General features: G+C 72.2%; 11 protein-coding genes. 4 read left to right on the forward strand and 7 right to left on the reverse strand.

Features of this window, described 5'->3' with window-relative positions; all coding sequences use genetic code 11:
• Positions 1-23 precede the first annotated feature (23 nt).
• From ACH0BZ_RS04445 to ACH0BZ_RS04460, 4 genes are read right to left on the reverse strand one after another with little or no spacing between them, the layout of a single operon-like run.
• Complete coding sequence (locus ACH0BZ_RS04445) at positions 24-1,271, reverse strand: MFS transporter (RefSeq protein ID WP_406896747.1); 1,248 nt, start codon at positions 1,269-1,271, stop codon at positions 24-26.
• Positions 1,268-2,605: a M20/M25/M40 family metallo-hydrolase gene (locus tag ACH0BZ_RS04450; protein ID WP_406896748.1), complete on the reverse strand. Its 1,338-nt coding sequence runs from the start codon at positions 2,603-2,605 to the stop codon at positions 1,268-1,270. Before ACH0BZ_RS04450 ends, ACH0BZ_RS04445 begins: the two co-directional genes overlap by 4 nt.
• Positions 2,602-3,792 carry an amino acid deaminase/aldolase gene (locus ACH0BZ_RS04455; protein WP_406896749.1) on the reverse strand — a complete coding sequence of 397 codons (1,191 nt, stop codon included), beginning with the start codon at positions 3,790-3,792 and terminating at the stop codon, positions 2,602-2,604. Before ACH0BZ_RS04455 ends, ACH0BZ_RS04450 begins: the two co-directional genes overlap by 4 nt.
• A 10-nt stretch (positions 3,793-3,802) precedes the next feature.
• On the reverse strand, positions 3,803-4,441 hold the full coding sequence (locus tag ACH0BZ_RS04460; protein ID WP_406896750.1) for a TetR/AcrR family transcriptional regulator: 639 nt from the start codon (positions 4,439-4,441) through the stop codon (positions 3,803-3,805).
• Between the two features lie 121 nt (positions 4,442-4,562).
• Between ACH0BZ_RS04460 and ACH0BZ_RS04465 the strand changes: the two genes are divergently transcribed.
• The 3 genes from ACH0BZ_RS04465 (at position 4,563) to ACH0BZ_RS04475 (ending at position 10,669) form a co-directional block, all read left to right on the forward strand.
• Positions 4,563-5,897: a D-arabinono-1,4-lactone oxidase gene (locus ACH0BZ_RS04465; protein ID WP_406896751.1), complete on the forward strand. Its 1,335-nt coding sequence runs from the start codon at positions 4,563-4,565 to the stop codon at positions 5,895-5,897.
• A 76-nt stretch (positions 5,898-5,973) separates the two neighbouring features.
• A complete protein-coding gene (locus ACH0BZ_RS04470) occupies positions 5,974-6,678 on the forward strand; it encodes a hypothetical protein (protein WP_406896752.1) in 705 nt (234 codons plus the stop codon).
• 109 nt (positions 6,679-6,787) lie between these two features.
• Positions 6,788-10,669 (forward strand): multifunctional oxoglutarate decarboxylase/oxoglutarate dehydrogenase thiamine pyrophosphate-binding subunit/dihydrolipoyllysine-residue succinyltransferase subunit, encoded by a 3,882-nt coding sequence (locus ACH0BZ_RS04475; RefSeq protein WP_406896753.1) that lies wholly within the window; start codon positions 6,788-6,790, stop codon positions 10,667-10,669.
• 68 nt (positions 10,670-10,737) lie between these two features.
• Here ACH0BZ_RS04475 and ACH0BZ_RS04480 read toward each other — a convergent pair whose 3' ends face one another.
• On the reverse strand, positions 10,738-11,616 hold the full coding sequence (locus ACH0BZ_RS04480) for a glycine betaine ABC transporter substrate-binding protein (protein WP_406896754.1): 879 nt from the start codon (positions 11,614-11,616) through the stop codon (positions 10,738-10,740).
• A gap of 177 nt (positions 11,617-11,793) precedes the next feature.
• Between ACH0BZ_RS04480 and ACH0BZ_RS04485 the strand changes: the two genes are divergently transcribed.
• The gene (locus ACH0BZ_RS04485; RefSeq protein WP_406896793.1) at positions 11,794-12,867 is read left to right on the forward strand and encodes a magnesium and cobalt transport protein CorA; all 1,074 of its coding nucleotides are present in this window, start codon (positions 11,794-11,796) and stop codon (positions 12,865-12,867) included.
• A 133-nt stretch (positions 12,868-13,000) separates the two neighbouring features.
• On the opposite strand, the gene ACH0BZ_RS04490 is transcribed toward ACH0BZ_RS04485, so the two are convergent.
• Both ACH0BZ_RS04490 and ACH0BZ_RS04495 read right to left on the reverse strand, forming a co-directional pair.
• Positions 13,001-13,555: a hypothetical protein gene (locus tag ACH0BZ_RS04490; protein ID WP_406896755.1), complete on the reverse strand. Its 555-nt coding sequence runs from the start codon at positions 13,553-13,555 to the stop codon at positions 13,001-13,003.
• 258 nt (positions 13,556-13,813) lie between these two features.
• Positions 13,814-14,161 (reverse strand): PadR family transcriptional regulator, encoded by a 348-nt coding sequence (locus tag ACH0BZ_RS04495; RefSeq protein WP_406896756.1) that lies wholly within the window; start codon positions 14,159-14,161, stop codon positions 13,814-13,816.
• Between the last annotated feature and the right edge of the window lie 40 nt (positions 14,162-14,201).

The following is a 14,201-nucleotide window of genomic DNA, read 5'->3' on the forward strand; positions in this document are numbered from 1 at the left end:
GGCACGCGAGACGACGTCGCAGGTCACTCCCCCGTCGGCTCCGCCCGGTGGTGGGTGTGGGTCTCGCGCGCGAACAACCACGGGACGACAGCGGCCAGGAGCAGTCCGCCGGAGAGCGCGAAGCCGACGGTGTAGCCGAACCGGTCCACCGCCAGTCCCACCACGACCGGCCCGAGGATCGCGCCGGAGTCGCTGGCCATCTGGAACGTGGCGAGCACCTTGCCGCCCGCGCGGTCGGCGCCCACGACGTCGGCCACCGCGGCCTGTTGCGCAGGGTTGAGCACACCCGCCCCCATGCCCGCCACGACGGACGTCGCCACGAGCAGCGGCACCGTGTCGCACCAGCCCAGCACGAAGGTTGCCGACCCCGACACGAGCAGCCCCGCGATCACCAGCGGACGGCGGCCGAACCGGTCCGAGAGCCTCCCGGCCGCGGCGACGACGCTCGCCGTGCCCACCGCGAACGAGGCGAGCGCGGTCCCGGCGATCCCGGCGCCGGCGTCGAAGGTCGCGGCGGCGAAGAGCGGGATGATCGCCACCCGGACGCCGAACGAGGTCCACCCGTTGACGAAGCTCGACACCAACGCCGCCCGGTACCCGCTGTCGCGCAGCGCCTCGGAGAGCTCGAGGACGGGCTGGGTGGAGGTGGGGTCGTCGGGGGCGCGGCGCCGCCCGCCGCGGAGGAAGACGGCGACGACGGCGGTGGCCACGAGCAGGCTGGCGGCGTAGACGAAGAACGGCACCCGCATGCCGAACCCGGCGAGCAGGCCGCCGAGGACCGGCCCGCCGATGTTGCCCACGAGGAAGGCCGTTGCGTACAGCCCCGAGATCCGGCCGCGCGCCTCCGGCGGCGAGATCCGCACGAGCAGTGCCATGGCCGAGATGGTGAACATCGTGGAGCCGAGGCCCCCGAGACCGCGGAAGACGAGGAGCTGCCAGTACGACTGGGCCAACCCGGTGGCCAGGGTGGAGACGGCGACGACGAGGAGTCCGGTCATGTAGACCCGGCGCTCTCCGAGCCGGTCCACCAGAACCCCTCCGGCGGGGGCGAAGACCAGGCGGAAGAACGCGAACGCGCTCACCACCACGGACGCGGCCGCCACCGAGACGTCGAAGCTCCGCGCGAACTGCGGCAGGACCGGGGCGACGAGGCCGTACCCGATCGCCACGGCGAACGCCGCGGCGACGAGCACCCACACGTCCGCGGGGATGCGCGGGGCCGGTGCCCTCTCCCCCCGCCCGGTCGACGCCCCGGACAGCCGTCCCGTCACGCCGATCGGAGGACGCGGTCGAGGACGTCGGCGCCGAAGTGCAGCGCGTCCACGGGCACCCGCTCGTCGACGGCGTGGAAGTGGCCGAACACGTCGAAGTCGTGGGGCACCCGCAGGGGTACGAAGCCGTAGCCGGCGATCCCCAGCGGGGCGAGGTGCTTGTTGTCCGTGCTGGCGGGCAGGAGGTAGGGCACGACGAGGGCGTCCGGGTCCGACTCGCGGACGGCGTCGGTGATCACCCCGACGAGCGGGTCGTCGGCGGGGGCGGCGATGGGCGGCGCCCAGATCCACTCGACCTCGACGTCCGGCCCGAGGGTCTCCTCGATCTCGGCGCGGAAGGTGTCCTCGCCGCCCGGCAGCACGCGGCAGTCGATCTCGGCGCGCGCCTCCGTGGGGATGACGTTGGTCTTGTAGCCGGCGGACAGGACGGTGGGCGAGGCGGTGTGCGAGAGCGAGGCCCCCACGACCGGACCGAAGTGCCCGAGCACGTCCAGGTGCGCGGGCAGGTCGGCGACCTCGCCGCTCACGCCCGCGATCTCGCCGACCGCCGCCGCGAGCGCGGTGTTGGCCTCGGTGGGCGCCACCGGGTACTCCCGGGTGGCCACCCGGTGGACCGCGCCGGCGACCGCGGCCACGGCGTTGTCCGCGGTGGGCCGGGAGGCGTGCGCCGCCGTGCCGTGCGCGCGCACGCTCGCCCACGCGACGCCCTTCTCCGCCACGGCGATCGGGTAGAGGCGCCGCCCGGCGACCGGCACGGAGAAGCCCCCGACCTCGCTGAGCGCGTGGGTCATCCCGTCGAAGAGGTCGGGACGTTCGCGGACCACCCACTGGGCGCCCATGACGCCGGCGGCCTCCTCGTCGGCGAAGAACGCCAGGAGCAGGGGCCGGCGCGGGACGATCCCCTCGCGGCGGTGGTGGCGGACCACGGCGAGCACCATGCCGAGCATGTCCTTCATGTCCACGGTTCCACGCCCGTAGAGCCACCCGTCGCGGATCTCCCCGGCGAAGGGCGGGACCGACCAGTCCTCGGCCACGGCGGGGACGACGTCGACGTGCCCGTGGACGACGAGCCCGCCCGCCGCCGGGTCGGCACCCTCGATCCGCGCGAAGAGGCTGCCCCGCCCGGGGACCGACTCGACGAGCTCGCTGGCGATGCCGACCTCGTCGAGCAGTTCGGCGATGCGCAGGCACACCCGGGTCTCGCCGTCGCCGATCGTCGCCGGGTCGCCCGTGTTGGTGGAGTCGATCGCCACGAGCTCGGCGGTGATCGCCACCGCCTCCGCGTGCAGCCGGGCCCGCGCCTCGTCGGTCACCCCGCCGGTGCCGCCGGTCATCCGAAGCACTTCCCTTCTCCCCTGTACGTCGGCCAGGTCTCGACGATCCGCGGTCCGGAGCCGCCGGCCTCGTCGTCGTCCACCACGTGGATCGCGTCGAACCGCTCGCAGAGCTCCCCCGCCTTGGCGTGGCGCCACCAGGCCCGGTCCCCGATCGCGACGTCCCCACGCACCGGGGTCTGGACCTCCCCCGCCCCCTCGCGGGGCAGGTAGCGCAGGCCCGCCGGGCGCACCGGGACGGGCAGGCGGTCCCACCCGGGCACGCCGGAGGCCGGGTACCCGCCGTAGAGGAAGGTGGTGAGGCCGCGGGCCGGGGTGCGCACAGCGGGCAGCGCGAAGAACAGCGCCGGGCGTGGGGTGAACGAGCGGTAGTGGTCGAACAGGCCCGGAACGAAGAGCCCCGACCCCGCCGTGACCTCGGTGACGGCGGGGTCCGCCGCGCTCTCCGCGAGGGAGCCCGAGCCGCCCGAGTTGACGATCTCGGGGCGCCGACCCGTGACGTCGGCCAGCCGCGCGGCGACCGCCTCGCGCACACCGAGGAGGCGGCGCAGAGAGGCGCGCTTGACCAGCCCGATGCCGCGCACGTTGTCCTGCACCCCGGCCACCTGTGCCTCGTAGAACATCGCGCCGACCACATGGAACCCGAGCTCCACCGCGCGCCGCGCCACCGGCTCCACGTCGTCCGGGCCGCGCAGCGGCGACCGCCGGACCCCGAGGTGGATCGGGCCCAGGCGCAGCGAGGCGTCCACGTCCACGCACACCCGTGCCCCCACCGCGCCGGCGGCGTGGGCGATCTCGAGCTGGCGCACGTCGTCCACCATGAGCGTCACGGCGGCCAGCGCCGTGGGGTCCGCCCCCAGCCGGGCGAGCGCCGCCCGGTCGACCGTCGGATAGCCCAGCAGGACGTCGTCACACCCGTGGCCCACGAGCCACAGCGCCTCGGACAGGGAATAGGCCATGATCCCGCGGACCCCGTCGTCGCCGCGGAGCCCGGCGCCGAGCGCCTCGGCGAGCACCCCGCGGCACCGGACGGACTTGCTCGCGATGCGGATCCGGGTGCCGCCCGCGCGGCGGCGCAGGTCGGCGAGGTTGGCGCGCAGGCTCGGCAGGTGGAGCGCGGCCAGAGGGGGGTCGAGGTGGGCGGTGGCCGCCCCGATCGCGTCGACGGTGTCCGAAGTGCGGGCCATTGCTCCCACGCTAGCCGCCGTCGGCCGGGACCGCACCGGCCACCACGAGGTCCACGCCGTGGTGCAGCAGGGCGGTCGCGTCGTGGTCGTCCCGATAGATCTGCCACCGCAGACCGATGCCCTCGACCAGGCACATGACGAGCTTGACCATCGCGTCGAGCCCGCTCGTCCACCGCATACCGGCGGACTCGGCGGTGCGCTCCAGCACGATGCGCACAATGTCCTCGTTCGAGTCCTGCTGGTCCCGGGCCAGCCCCACCTCGGGCACGCCGTGGGTACGCAGCGAGTACGTGATGATCTCGTAGGTGAGCAGCTGGCGGTCCGGCGAGGCGGAGATGACGGCCCAGATGAGGTCGATGGCGTCGTACAGGCGACGGCGCAGCCCCTCCGGCCCCTGCTCCCCGGAGCCGAAGTCGACGTTGAGGAAGGCGGCCGCGGCCTGGTGGACCTCCGCGTTGACCGCGTTGATGACCTCGCTGAGGAGCTCCTCCTTGTCCGTGTAGCAGTAGTGCACGACACCGAGCGAGACGCCGGCGCGCTCGGCCACGCCGCGCACCGTCACCGCGCCGAGGCCGTTGTGCTCGGCGATCTGGAGTGCGGCCTGGAGGAGCTGGGCGCGGCGCTGCTCGGCCGGGAGTCTGCGGGTCACCGATCCATCGTACGACGAGCACCCCGGGCGGCCGGGCGCTTCACGGCGCGGGTGACCACAGCAGGTCGGGCGTCCAGGAACAACGCTCCGGGGGCCGCTCGCGGGGGTATCGTCCTGATCCATGAGTGCAAGCACAGGCCCGTGGCGCAACTGGGCCGGGAACGTCACCGCGAACCCCGCCGAGCGGGCTGCCCCCACGACCGTCGCCGAGGTGGCCTCCGTCGTCACCGCCGCCGCCGAGCGGGGTCGCACCGTCAAGTGCGTGGGCGCCGGGCACTCCTTCACCCCCGCCGCCGCCACGAGCGGGGTACTGGTCTCCCTCGACGACCTCACCGGTATCGAGTCAATCGTGCCGACGCGGGCCGCCGACGGGACCGTTGACGGCGCGGACGTCACCGTGTGGGCCGGGACCCGGCTCCACCGACTCGGCCCTCTGCTGTGGGACCTCGGCCTGGCCCAGCCCAACCTCGGCGACTTCGCCGGGCAGTCCCTCGCCGGCGCCGTCTCCACCGGAACCCACGGCACGGGCACCGGGTTCCCGGGACTGCCCGCCACCGTCGTCGGACTCCAGCTCGTCACGGCCGACGGCTCCGTCCTCTCCTGCACTCGGGAGTCGCACCCCGAGGTGTTCGAGTCGGCGCGCCTGGGACTCGGCGCGCTCGGGATCATCACCAAGATGACCGTCCACTGCGTGCCGGCCTTCGCCCTGCGCGCCGAGGAGCAGCCGTGGACGCTCGACGCCGCGCTCGCCGACCTCGAGGGCTTCGCCCGGTCGGCCGACCACGCCGAGTTCTTCTGGTTCCCCCACACCGACAACATCAACGTCAAGCGCAACACCCGATTGCCCGGTGACACCGTCCTCGCCCCCGTGAGCCGCTTCCGCGAGCTGGTCAGCGACGAGTTCCTCAGCAACGAGGTCTACGACGTGGTGTGCCGCGCCGCCGCGCGCCGGCCCGCGCTCACCCCTCGGATCAACCGCCTCACCTCCCGGGCGCTTTCCGCGCGGACCTTCACCGACCGCAGTTACCGCGTGTTCGCCTCGCCGCGCCGGGTCCGGTTCACCGAGATGGAGTACGCGGTGCCCGTCGAGTGCGCCGCCGACGTCCTCACTGACCTGCGGGCGGCGATCGACCGCTCGGGGATCGTCACCCCGATCCCCGTCGAGGTCCGCTTTTCCGCCGCCGACGACGTGTGGCTCTCCACCGCCCACGGGCGCGACGTCTGCTACATCGCCGTGCACCAGTACCACGCGATGGACAACCGGGAGTACTTCCGCTTCGCCGAGGAGATCTTCCTCGCCGCCGACGGCCGCCCCCACTGGGGCAAGATGCATACGCGCACGGCCGCCGACCTCGCGCCAGCCCTCGAGCACTTCGACGACGTGGTCGCGGTGCGCGACCGCCTCGACCCCGACCGCGTCTTCGCCAACGAGTACACGGATCAGGTCCTGCCCTGACGCGAGTCCCGGCGAGGCCGGCGGCGGCCCCGTACCGTGGTGGGACGAGAAAATGTCCGACGCCCAGAGGAACCGCATGTCCGACAACACCCCCGTCACCGACAAGACCTCCGGTCCGCTGGCCGGGCTCGTCACCGTCGCCCTGCGCCGGGCTGTCCGCGCCCAGACCGGCGCGGCGAGGGACTACGTCCACAAGCTCCGCGAGGACCACCCCACCGAGAGCCCCGCCCGCCTGCGTAAGCGGCTCGACTCGCGGTTCCTCACCCTGGTGACCGCCTCCGGCACCGCGGTGGGCGCGACCGCCGCGGTGCCGGGGGTGGGCACGGTGCTCGCCCTCGGGGCGATCGGCGTCGAGTCGCTGATCTTCGTCGAGGCGGCCGCGTTCTACACCCTCGCCGTGGCCGAGATCCACGGCGTCGACGTCTCCGACACCGCGCAGGAGGAGATGCTCGTCATGACGATCATGCTCGGCGCGTCCGGAACCGCGATCCTGTCCAACGCGGTGGGCTCCGGCGGGGGCGCCGCGGCCGGCGGCTCGCTCGCGGGCCGCGCGATCCGGCTGCCCTCGGTCAAGGAGGTCAACAGCAAGCTCATGAAGCGCTTCCTCAAGCGGTACGCCACCAAGCGCGCCACCCTCGCCCTGGGCAAGCTCGCCCCCGCGGGTATCGGCGCCGCGATCGGCGGCTGGGGCAACCGGCGACTCGGCCGGGTCGTCGTCGACACCGCGCACGCGACCTTCGGCACCCCGCCCACTGGGTGGCCCGCGACCGCCGCCGGCTGACCGATCCCCCTTGTCAGGTGGCATCAGCCGACCGGCCCCGCGGGAAACGACTAGCCTGTGAGCATTGACGTGTGAAACCCACCACAGATGAGAGAGGCACCACCACGCCGTGAGCAGCACCGTCTCACAATTCGGCCAGAACCAGTGGCTCGTCGACGAGATGTACGAGAGGTTCTCCCAGGACCCCTCGTCTGTCGACAAGTCCTGGCACGAGTTCTTCGACGCCAACCCCGGGGCCGCCTCCTCCTCGGGCGACGGCACCCGTGCGTCCTCGTCCGCCGGAGGTGCGTCCGGCAAGAGCTCCGGGAAGGGCGCCGCCAAGAGTTCCGCGAAGAGCGGCGACAAGGGACCCAAGAAGGTGGACAAGAAGGCGGGCGAGGGCGAGGGAGACAACGCCACCCCCGACGCCACCACTCAGGAGACCTCCGAGGTGACGATCGAGGACCTCACCCCCGAGGCCTCCGCCAAGGACGTCGCCGCCAAGCCCGGGCCCGATGCCTCGTCCGAGCGCAAGTCCCGCGGCGAGGGAGTCCCCGCACCCCGCCCGCGGCCCGCCGCGGAGCGTAAGAAGGCCGCCGCGGCGCAGCCGGCCGAGCCGAAGAGCCGGCCCGAGTACTCCCCGCCGGCGGAGGCGGAGAAGAAGGTCCTGCGCGGCGCGGCGAACGCGATCGTCAAGAACATGAACGCGTCGCTCACGCTGCCCACCGCGACCTCGGTGCGCGCGGTCCCGGCCAAGCTGATGATGGACAACCGCGTCGTCATCAACAACCACCTCAAGCGCACGCGCGGCGGCAAGATCTCCTTCACGCACCTCATCGGGTACGCCATGGTCCAGGCCGTCAAGGTGTACCCGAACATGAACAACCACTACGAGGAGGTCGACGGCAAGCCCACCACGGTGACGCCCACGGGCATCAACCTGGGGCTGGCGATCGACATGAAGACCAAGGGCGGTCGCTCCCTCGTCGTGGCCGCCATCCGCAACTGTGAGACGCTCACCTTCCGCGGCTTCCTCGACGCCTACGAGGACATCGTCTCCCGCGCCCGCCAGGGCAAGCTCACGATGGACGACTTCTCGGGCGTCACCATCTCGCTGACCAACCCCGGCGGCATCGGCACCGTCCACTCGGTCCCCCGCCTCACCGTGGGCCAGGGCGCGATCATCGGCGTGGGTGCCATGGAGTACCCGGCGGAGTTCCAGGGCTCGAGCGAGGAGCTGCTGGCCAAGAACGGCATCGGCAAGGTCACCACGCTCACCTCGACCTATGACCACCGGATCATCCAGGGCGCCGAGTCGGGCGAGTTCCTCCGGGAGATCCACCGGCTGCTGCTCTCCGACCAGTTCTACGACGAGATCTTCGGTTCCCTCCGGATCCCGTACGAGCCGGTCCGGTGGCGCCAGGACATCACCGACCCGCGCGTGGACAAGGACGCCCGCGTCCTCGAGCTCATCGCGGCCTACCGCGACCGCGGCCACCTCATGGCCGACATCGATCCGCTCGACGGCATGCACGCCCAGCGCAGCCGGAACTTCCACCCGGACCTCGACGTCAACACCCACGAGCTCACGCTGTGGGACCTCGACCGCAAGTTCTCGGTGGGCGGCTTCGTGGGCAAGGACAAGATGCGCCTGCGCGACGTCCTGTCCTCCCTCCGCGCCGCCTACTGCCGCAAGATCGGCATCGAGTACACCCATATCCTCGAGAACGAGCAGCGCCAGTGGATCCAGGACCGCGTCGAGGGTGTCGACGACAAGCCGACCGTCGCCGAGCAGAAGTACATCCTGTCCAAGGTCAACGCCGCCGAGGCGTTCGAGACCTTCCTGCAGACCAAGTACGTCGGCCAGAAGCGCTTCTCGCTCGAGGGCGCCGAGTCGGTCATCCCCATGATGGACGCGGTGATCGACGAGGCCGCCGAGTTCGCGCTCGACGAGGTCGTCATCGGCATGCCGCACCGTGGCCGACTCAACGTGCTCGCCAACATCGTCGGTAAGCCGTACAAGCAGATCTTCACCGAGTTCGAGGGCAACATGGACCCCTCGGCCGCGCACGGCTCCGGCGACGTGAAGTACCACCTGGGCGCCGAGGGCATCCAGTACCAGATGTTCGGCGAGAACGAGATCAAGGTCTCGCTCACCGCCAACCCGTCGCACCTCGAGGCCGTGGACCCCGTGCTCGTGGGCATCGTCCGCGCCAAGCAGGACCTCATCGAGGACGAGGAGTGGCGCGCGCAGTTCCCCGTGGTCCCGCTCATGCTCCACGGCGACGCCGCGTTCGCCGGCCAGGGCGTGGTGGCCGAGACCCTCAACCTGGCGGGCATCGACGGCTACCGCACCGGCGGCACGATCCACATCGTCGTCAACAACCAGATCGGCTTCACCACCGCGCCCGAGGCCGCGCGCTCGGGCCACTACTGCACGGACATCGCCAAGATGACCGGCGCGCCGATCTTCCACGTCAACGGCGACGACCCGGAGGCCTGCGTCCGGGTGGCGCGCCTGGCCATGGACTTCCGCCAGGAGTTCCACAAGGACGTCGTGATCGACCTCGTGTGCTACCGCCGCCGCGGCCACAACGAGGCGGACGACCCGTCGATGACGCAGCCGCGCATGTACGAGGTGATCGACGGCAAGAAGAGCGTCCGCCAGTCCTACACCGAGGACCTGGTCGGTCGTGGCGACATCACCGAGAAGGAGGCCGAGGCCGCGCTGCGCGACTTCCAGGGCCAGCTCGAGCGGGTCTTCAACGAGGTCCGCGAGCTCGAGAAGCACCCGGTCAAGGCCTCGGAGTCGATCCTGCCGGCTCAGCCGCTGCCCAAGCGGCTCGTCACCGCGGTGGACGAGTCGGTCCTGCACACGATCGGCGACGCGTTCGGCTCGGTGCCTGAGGACTTCCACATCCACCCGCGTGTCAAGCCGGTCTACGAGGCCCGTCAGAAGATGGCCTACAACGGCAACATCGACTGGGCGTTCGCCGAGATGCTCGCCATCGGCTCCCTCGTGCTCGAGGGCCGCACGGTCCGCCTCGCCGGCCAGGACTCGCAGCGCGGCACCTTCACGCAGCGGCACGCCGTGGTGATCGACAAGTCCACCTCCGAGCCGTACTCGCCGCTCCAGCACCTGGACGCCGAGGGCCGGTTCGAGGTGTGGAACTCGGCGCTCACGGAGTACGCCGGCCTCGGCTTCGAGTACGGATACTCCGTCGGCGACCCGGACGCGATCGTCATGTGGGAGGCACAGTTCGGCGACTTCGTCAACGGCGCCCAGACCATCATCGACGAGTACATCTCCTCGGGTGAGGCCAAGTGGGGCCAGACCTCGTCGGTCAGCCTGCTGCTGCCGCACGGACACGAGGGCATGGGGCCGGACCACACGTCGGGGCGCATCGAGCGCTTCCTCCAGCTGTGCGCGGAGGGTTCGATGACCGTGGCGCAGCCGTCCACCCCGGCGAACTACTTCCACCTCATGCGTCGCCACGCGCTCGACGGGATCCACCGTCCGCAGATCGTCTTCACCCCCAAGTCGATGCTGCGCAACAAGAAGGCCGTGAGCCCGATCGAGGCGTTCACCTCCGGCAAGTTCCGGTCGGTGCTCGACGACCCGACCTTCGCCGACGGCGCCAGGGACCGGGACAAGGTCACGACCATCCTGCTCGTCTCCGGCAAGCTCTACTACGAGCTCGCCGCCCGGCAGGAGAAGGAGAAGCGCGAGGACATCGCGATCGTCCGCCTCGAACAGCTCCACCCGGTGCCCTACCGACGTCTGCGCGAGGCGTTCGACAGCTACCCGAACCTCCACGAGGTCCGGTGGGTGCAGGAGGAGCCGGCCAACCAGGGTGCCTGGAGCTTCCTCGCCATCCAGATGCCGGAGCTCGTAGAGAACTGCCCGCCGCTCAAGCGGGTGTCGCGCCGTGCGATGGCCGCCACGTCCACCGGCCTGAGCAAGGTCCACGCCGTGGAGCAGAAGCAGCTCGTGGAGCAGGCCTTCGCCTGACCCCCACCCGGTGCGCGGGTGACCTGATGATCACCGGGTCACCCGCGCACCGGCGTCTGTGGGCGAGGTCAGTACCCGTGCTGGTCCAGCCAGCGGTTGGCGAGGTCGGCCGGGGTCGCCGACCCGACCTCGACCCCCACGAGCAGGTCCCGGACGTCCTCGGTGGTGAGCTCGCCGCTGATCCGGTTGACCAGCGTGAGCTGGTCTTCGGTGAGGGAGCCCTTGCGGAACACCGGGACGATCTGCTGGGCGCGGAGCGCGTCCCGGTCGTCGTCGAGGACCACCATGTCGTCCTCGTCGAGGATCGGGTCCGCCGAGTGGACCAGGCCCACGTCGACCTCCCCGGCGCGCAGCGCGTCGAGCAGGGCGCGGGGATCGGGCCCGGTTTCATCACGGCGCCCGAACGAGCAGTCGTAGGCCCCACCCACCGCCTCGGCGAGGCGCCGGTCGTCGAGCGCCTCCCGGCGGGCGCCGAGGGCGAACTCTCCGCACCGCCCCTCGAGGTCGGTCATCGTCCGCAGGCCGCCGGTCTCGGCGCTGTGCCGGGTAACCGCGAAGACGGGCCGGTCTTCGGCGGGCGCCGGGTCCGCCGCGGTCACCCCCTCGGGGAGGGCGGCCATCATCGCGGCGTAGACGTCGTCGGCCGAGGTCGCCTCCGACGACGGGTCGTAGCGTTCGAGGAGTGCGCCGGTGAATCCGACGGTGAACGTCGTCTCCCCCGTCACGACCGCGTCAAGGACCTCCTCCGGCGTCCCGGACTGCGGCAGCGACCGGACACGGGACCCGTCGCGGAGGAGCGCGTTGGCGTAAATGTGGCCCACCACCTCGGCCTCGCCGAACGAGGCGGTCGCGACCACGACCACCGGGGCCGGCCTGTGGGCCGGGACCACGGAGGACTCGAGCTGGCACCCGGCCAGGCCCACGGCGGCGGCGGCCGCCAGCGCCACGACACGTCCCCCGGCACGCCGTCCCGTCCGCCGCATCCGCCCACGTCCTCTCCGTGTTCCGCCGCGCCCGTCGACGCGGCTCACCCCGCCAGTCTCGCAACACCGGCGCCCGTCGGCACACGGGGGCCCTCGACGAGAGGTTAGTCTCGATCCCGGCGGAAGAGGAGGTGGGTGCCGTTGGCCACGATCGGGCGGCGGTGGACGAACGGTGCCGGTCCCACGCCAGCCCCGTCTCGCCTCCACGTGCCCGTCGAACGGGCGGTCGTCGACTGCGGGATCTACGTCGACGGGCGGCGCGAGCGCGGGCGCTACGAGCACGCCGCGGCGATCCGCCGGGTCCGGGAGAACGGCCGCGGCTTCGTGTGGATCGGGTTGCACGACCCGGATCAGCACCAGATGGAGTCGGTCGCGGCGGTCTTCGGCCTCCACGAGCTCATCGTCGAGGACGCGGTCAGTGGTCGCCAGCGTCCCAAGCTCGAGGCCTACGAGGACACCCTGGTGCTCAACATGGCAACGGTCCAGTACATCGAGCACGAATCCGTCTCCGAGGCCAACGAGATCGTGTCCTCGGGAGAGGTCATGGTGGTGCTCGGGCGGGACTTCGTCATGACCGTCCGGCACGGCGACTTCCCCGGACTGGGCGGCCTCCGGGAGGAGCTGGAGCGCGCGCCGGAAAGACTCAGCCTGGGTCCGGCCGCAGTGATGCACGCCGTGGCCGACCGGGTGGTGGACAGCTACGTCGAGGTCGCCGACGAACTGGTCGGGGACGTGGACGAGCTCGAGTCCGCGGTGTTCACGCCGCGTTCGGCGGTGGACATCGAGCAGATCTACTTCCTCAAACGCGAGATCCTGGAGCTCAAGCACAACATCGCGCCGCTCCTGATGCCCCTGCGGCGGCTCACCATGGACCACCTCGAGCCGGTTCCCGCGGAGATCCGGCACTACTTCCGCGACGTCCAGGACCACCACACCCACGTGGCCGCGGAGGTCACGACGCTCGACGAGCAGCTCACCTCGCTCGTCACCGCGGCGGTGGCGATCGTGGGCGTGCAGCAGAACACGGACATGCGGCGCATCTCCGCCTGGGTGGCGATCGCCGCGGTACCCACGATGATCGCCGGCATCTACGGGATGAACTTCGAGAACATGCCCGAGCTGGACGACGAGTACGGGTACTTCGTCGTGGTGGGGTTCATGGTGCTGGTGTGCCTGGGGCTCTTTCTGCTCTTCCGGAAGAACCGCTGGCTCTAGCCGATCTCCCGCCGCCGGTACGCCGCGACCCCCGCGGCCGTCACGAGGGCCGCCGGCCGGTGGCGAGGAACGCGATCGGGCCCACCGCGGAGCGCCACCCGCGCAGCGGTTGACAGATCGGCGAACGCCATGGTCAGCACCTCTCCGCCGTGGCCCACGCGCGGTGAAGCGCCGGCCGGACCGAGGCGTGGCCCGACGCCAGGCCCGCGCCGAGGGCGCCGGCAGCCACCGGTGCGACGAGCGGTCCGACGCGGCGGTCGCCGCCGTACACGGTCAGCGCGGCCAGTCCCGCGGCGAGGGTGGCGAGCGCCGTGCCGACGACGGTGCCGCCGACCCGCACCCGGGGTCCCGCCGCGGCGGCGTCGAGCGTCACGGGCAGGGCAACCGCGGTCCCGGCCGTCACCAGCGCCGGGGCCAGCGCGGGGAGCGGCCGTGCCCACCGGTCGGGACGCCCGGTGGGCCCCCAGTGGGCGGGGAGCGCCGCGCCGCGGCGGAGCCCGACGACGACGAGGCCCGCCGTTGCCACCGTGGCCGCCGCCAGGCCGGCCCGGGCACGCACGTGCTCGGCCGGACGGATGTCGGCGAACTGGGTGTCGTCGAGGTCGTCGGGTCGCAGCAGCCCGAGGCGGACGGCGACCGCCCCGAGGTTGACGTCCCAGCCCAGCCCGTAGACCCGCGGCACGAACAACCGCGGCTCGCCCGGGTCGAAGGCGCGGCGGGCCCGGTCCCCGATGCCGCGCGGGTCGAGGGAGACCGGGACGGCCCACCGCCGCCGTCTCGGCGGGCGAGCCGAACCCCACCACCGCCTCCGCCTCGCCGAGCTCACCCGCTGCGGCGGCCAGGTCCTCCCGCAGTGTCGCGAGCGCCTCGCGCCCGTGGCGGCCCCGCAGTCGCAGGTGTGCGGCGACGCGGCGAGCGTACGCGTCGATCGTCGTCGTGGAACTGGTCATGGCCGGCCCTCCCCGAGCAGCGTGGTCATGGTCCCGGCGAGCTGCCGCCAGGCCTCGGTCCGTCCCCGCAGCTGTGCCCGTCCGGCGCGGCTGAGGGCGTAGTACTTGCGCGGCGGGCCCGCGGGCGACTCCTGCCACGTGGTCTCCACCCAGCCCGCGCGGTGGAAGCGCGAGAGCAGCGGGTAGACGGTTCCCGCACCGGTGTCCAGGCCGGGCAGGCCGGCGAGGGTCTCGACGATCTCGCCGCCGTAGCTCGGGGCGCGGCCGATCACCGCGAGAACGGCCAGCTCGAGCGCCCCCCGCCGGAGCTGTGTGCCGGTGGCGTCCGCCGCCATCGTCGTCATCACCCTCCCTGAACCCATCTACCGCCAGGTACCTTGTGTC

The sequence above is a fragment of the Dietzia sp. 179-F 9C3 NHS genome (genome assembly GCF_045369825.1).
Taxonomy (GTDB): Bacteria; Actinomycetota; Actinomycetes; order Mycobacteriales; family Mycobacteriaceae; genus Dietzia.

Coding starts and splice junctions, on each gene's coding strand:
- ACH0BZ_RS04450 (WP_406896748.1), bottom strand. CDS start 2,605: ATGACCGGCGGCACCGGCGGGGTGACCGACGAGGCGCGGGCCCGGCTG.
- ACH0BZ_RS04455 (WP_406896749.1), bottom strand. CDS start 3,792: ATGGCCCGCACTTCGGACACCGTCGACGCGATCGGGGCGGCCACCGCC.
- ACH0BZ_RS04465 (WP_406896751.1), top strand. CDS start 4,563: ATGAGTGCAAGCACAGGCCCGTGGCGCAACTGGGCCGGGAACGTCACC.
- ACH0BZ_RS04470 (WP_406896752.1), top strand. CDS start 5,974: ATGTCCGACAACACCCCCGTCACCGACAAGACCTCCGGTCCGCTGGCC.
- ACH0BZ_RS04495 (WP_406896756.1), bottom strand. CDS start 14,161: ATGACGACGATGGCGGCGGACGCCACCGGCACACAGCTCCGGCGGGGG.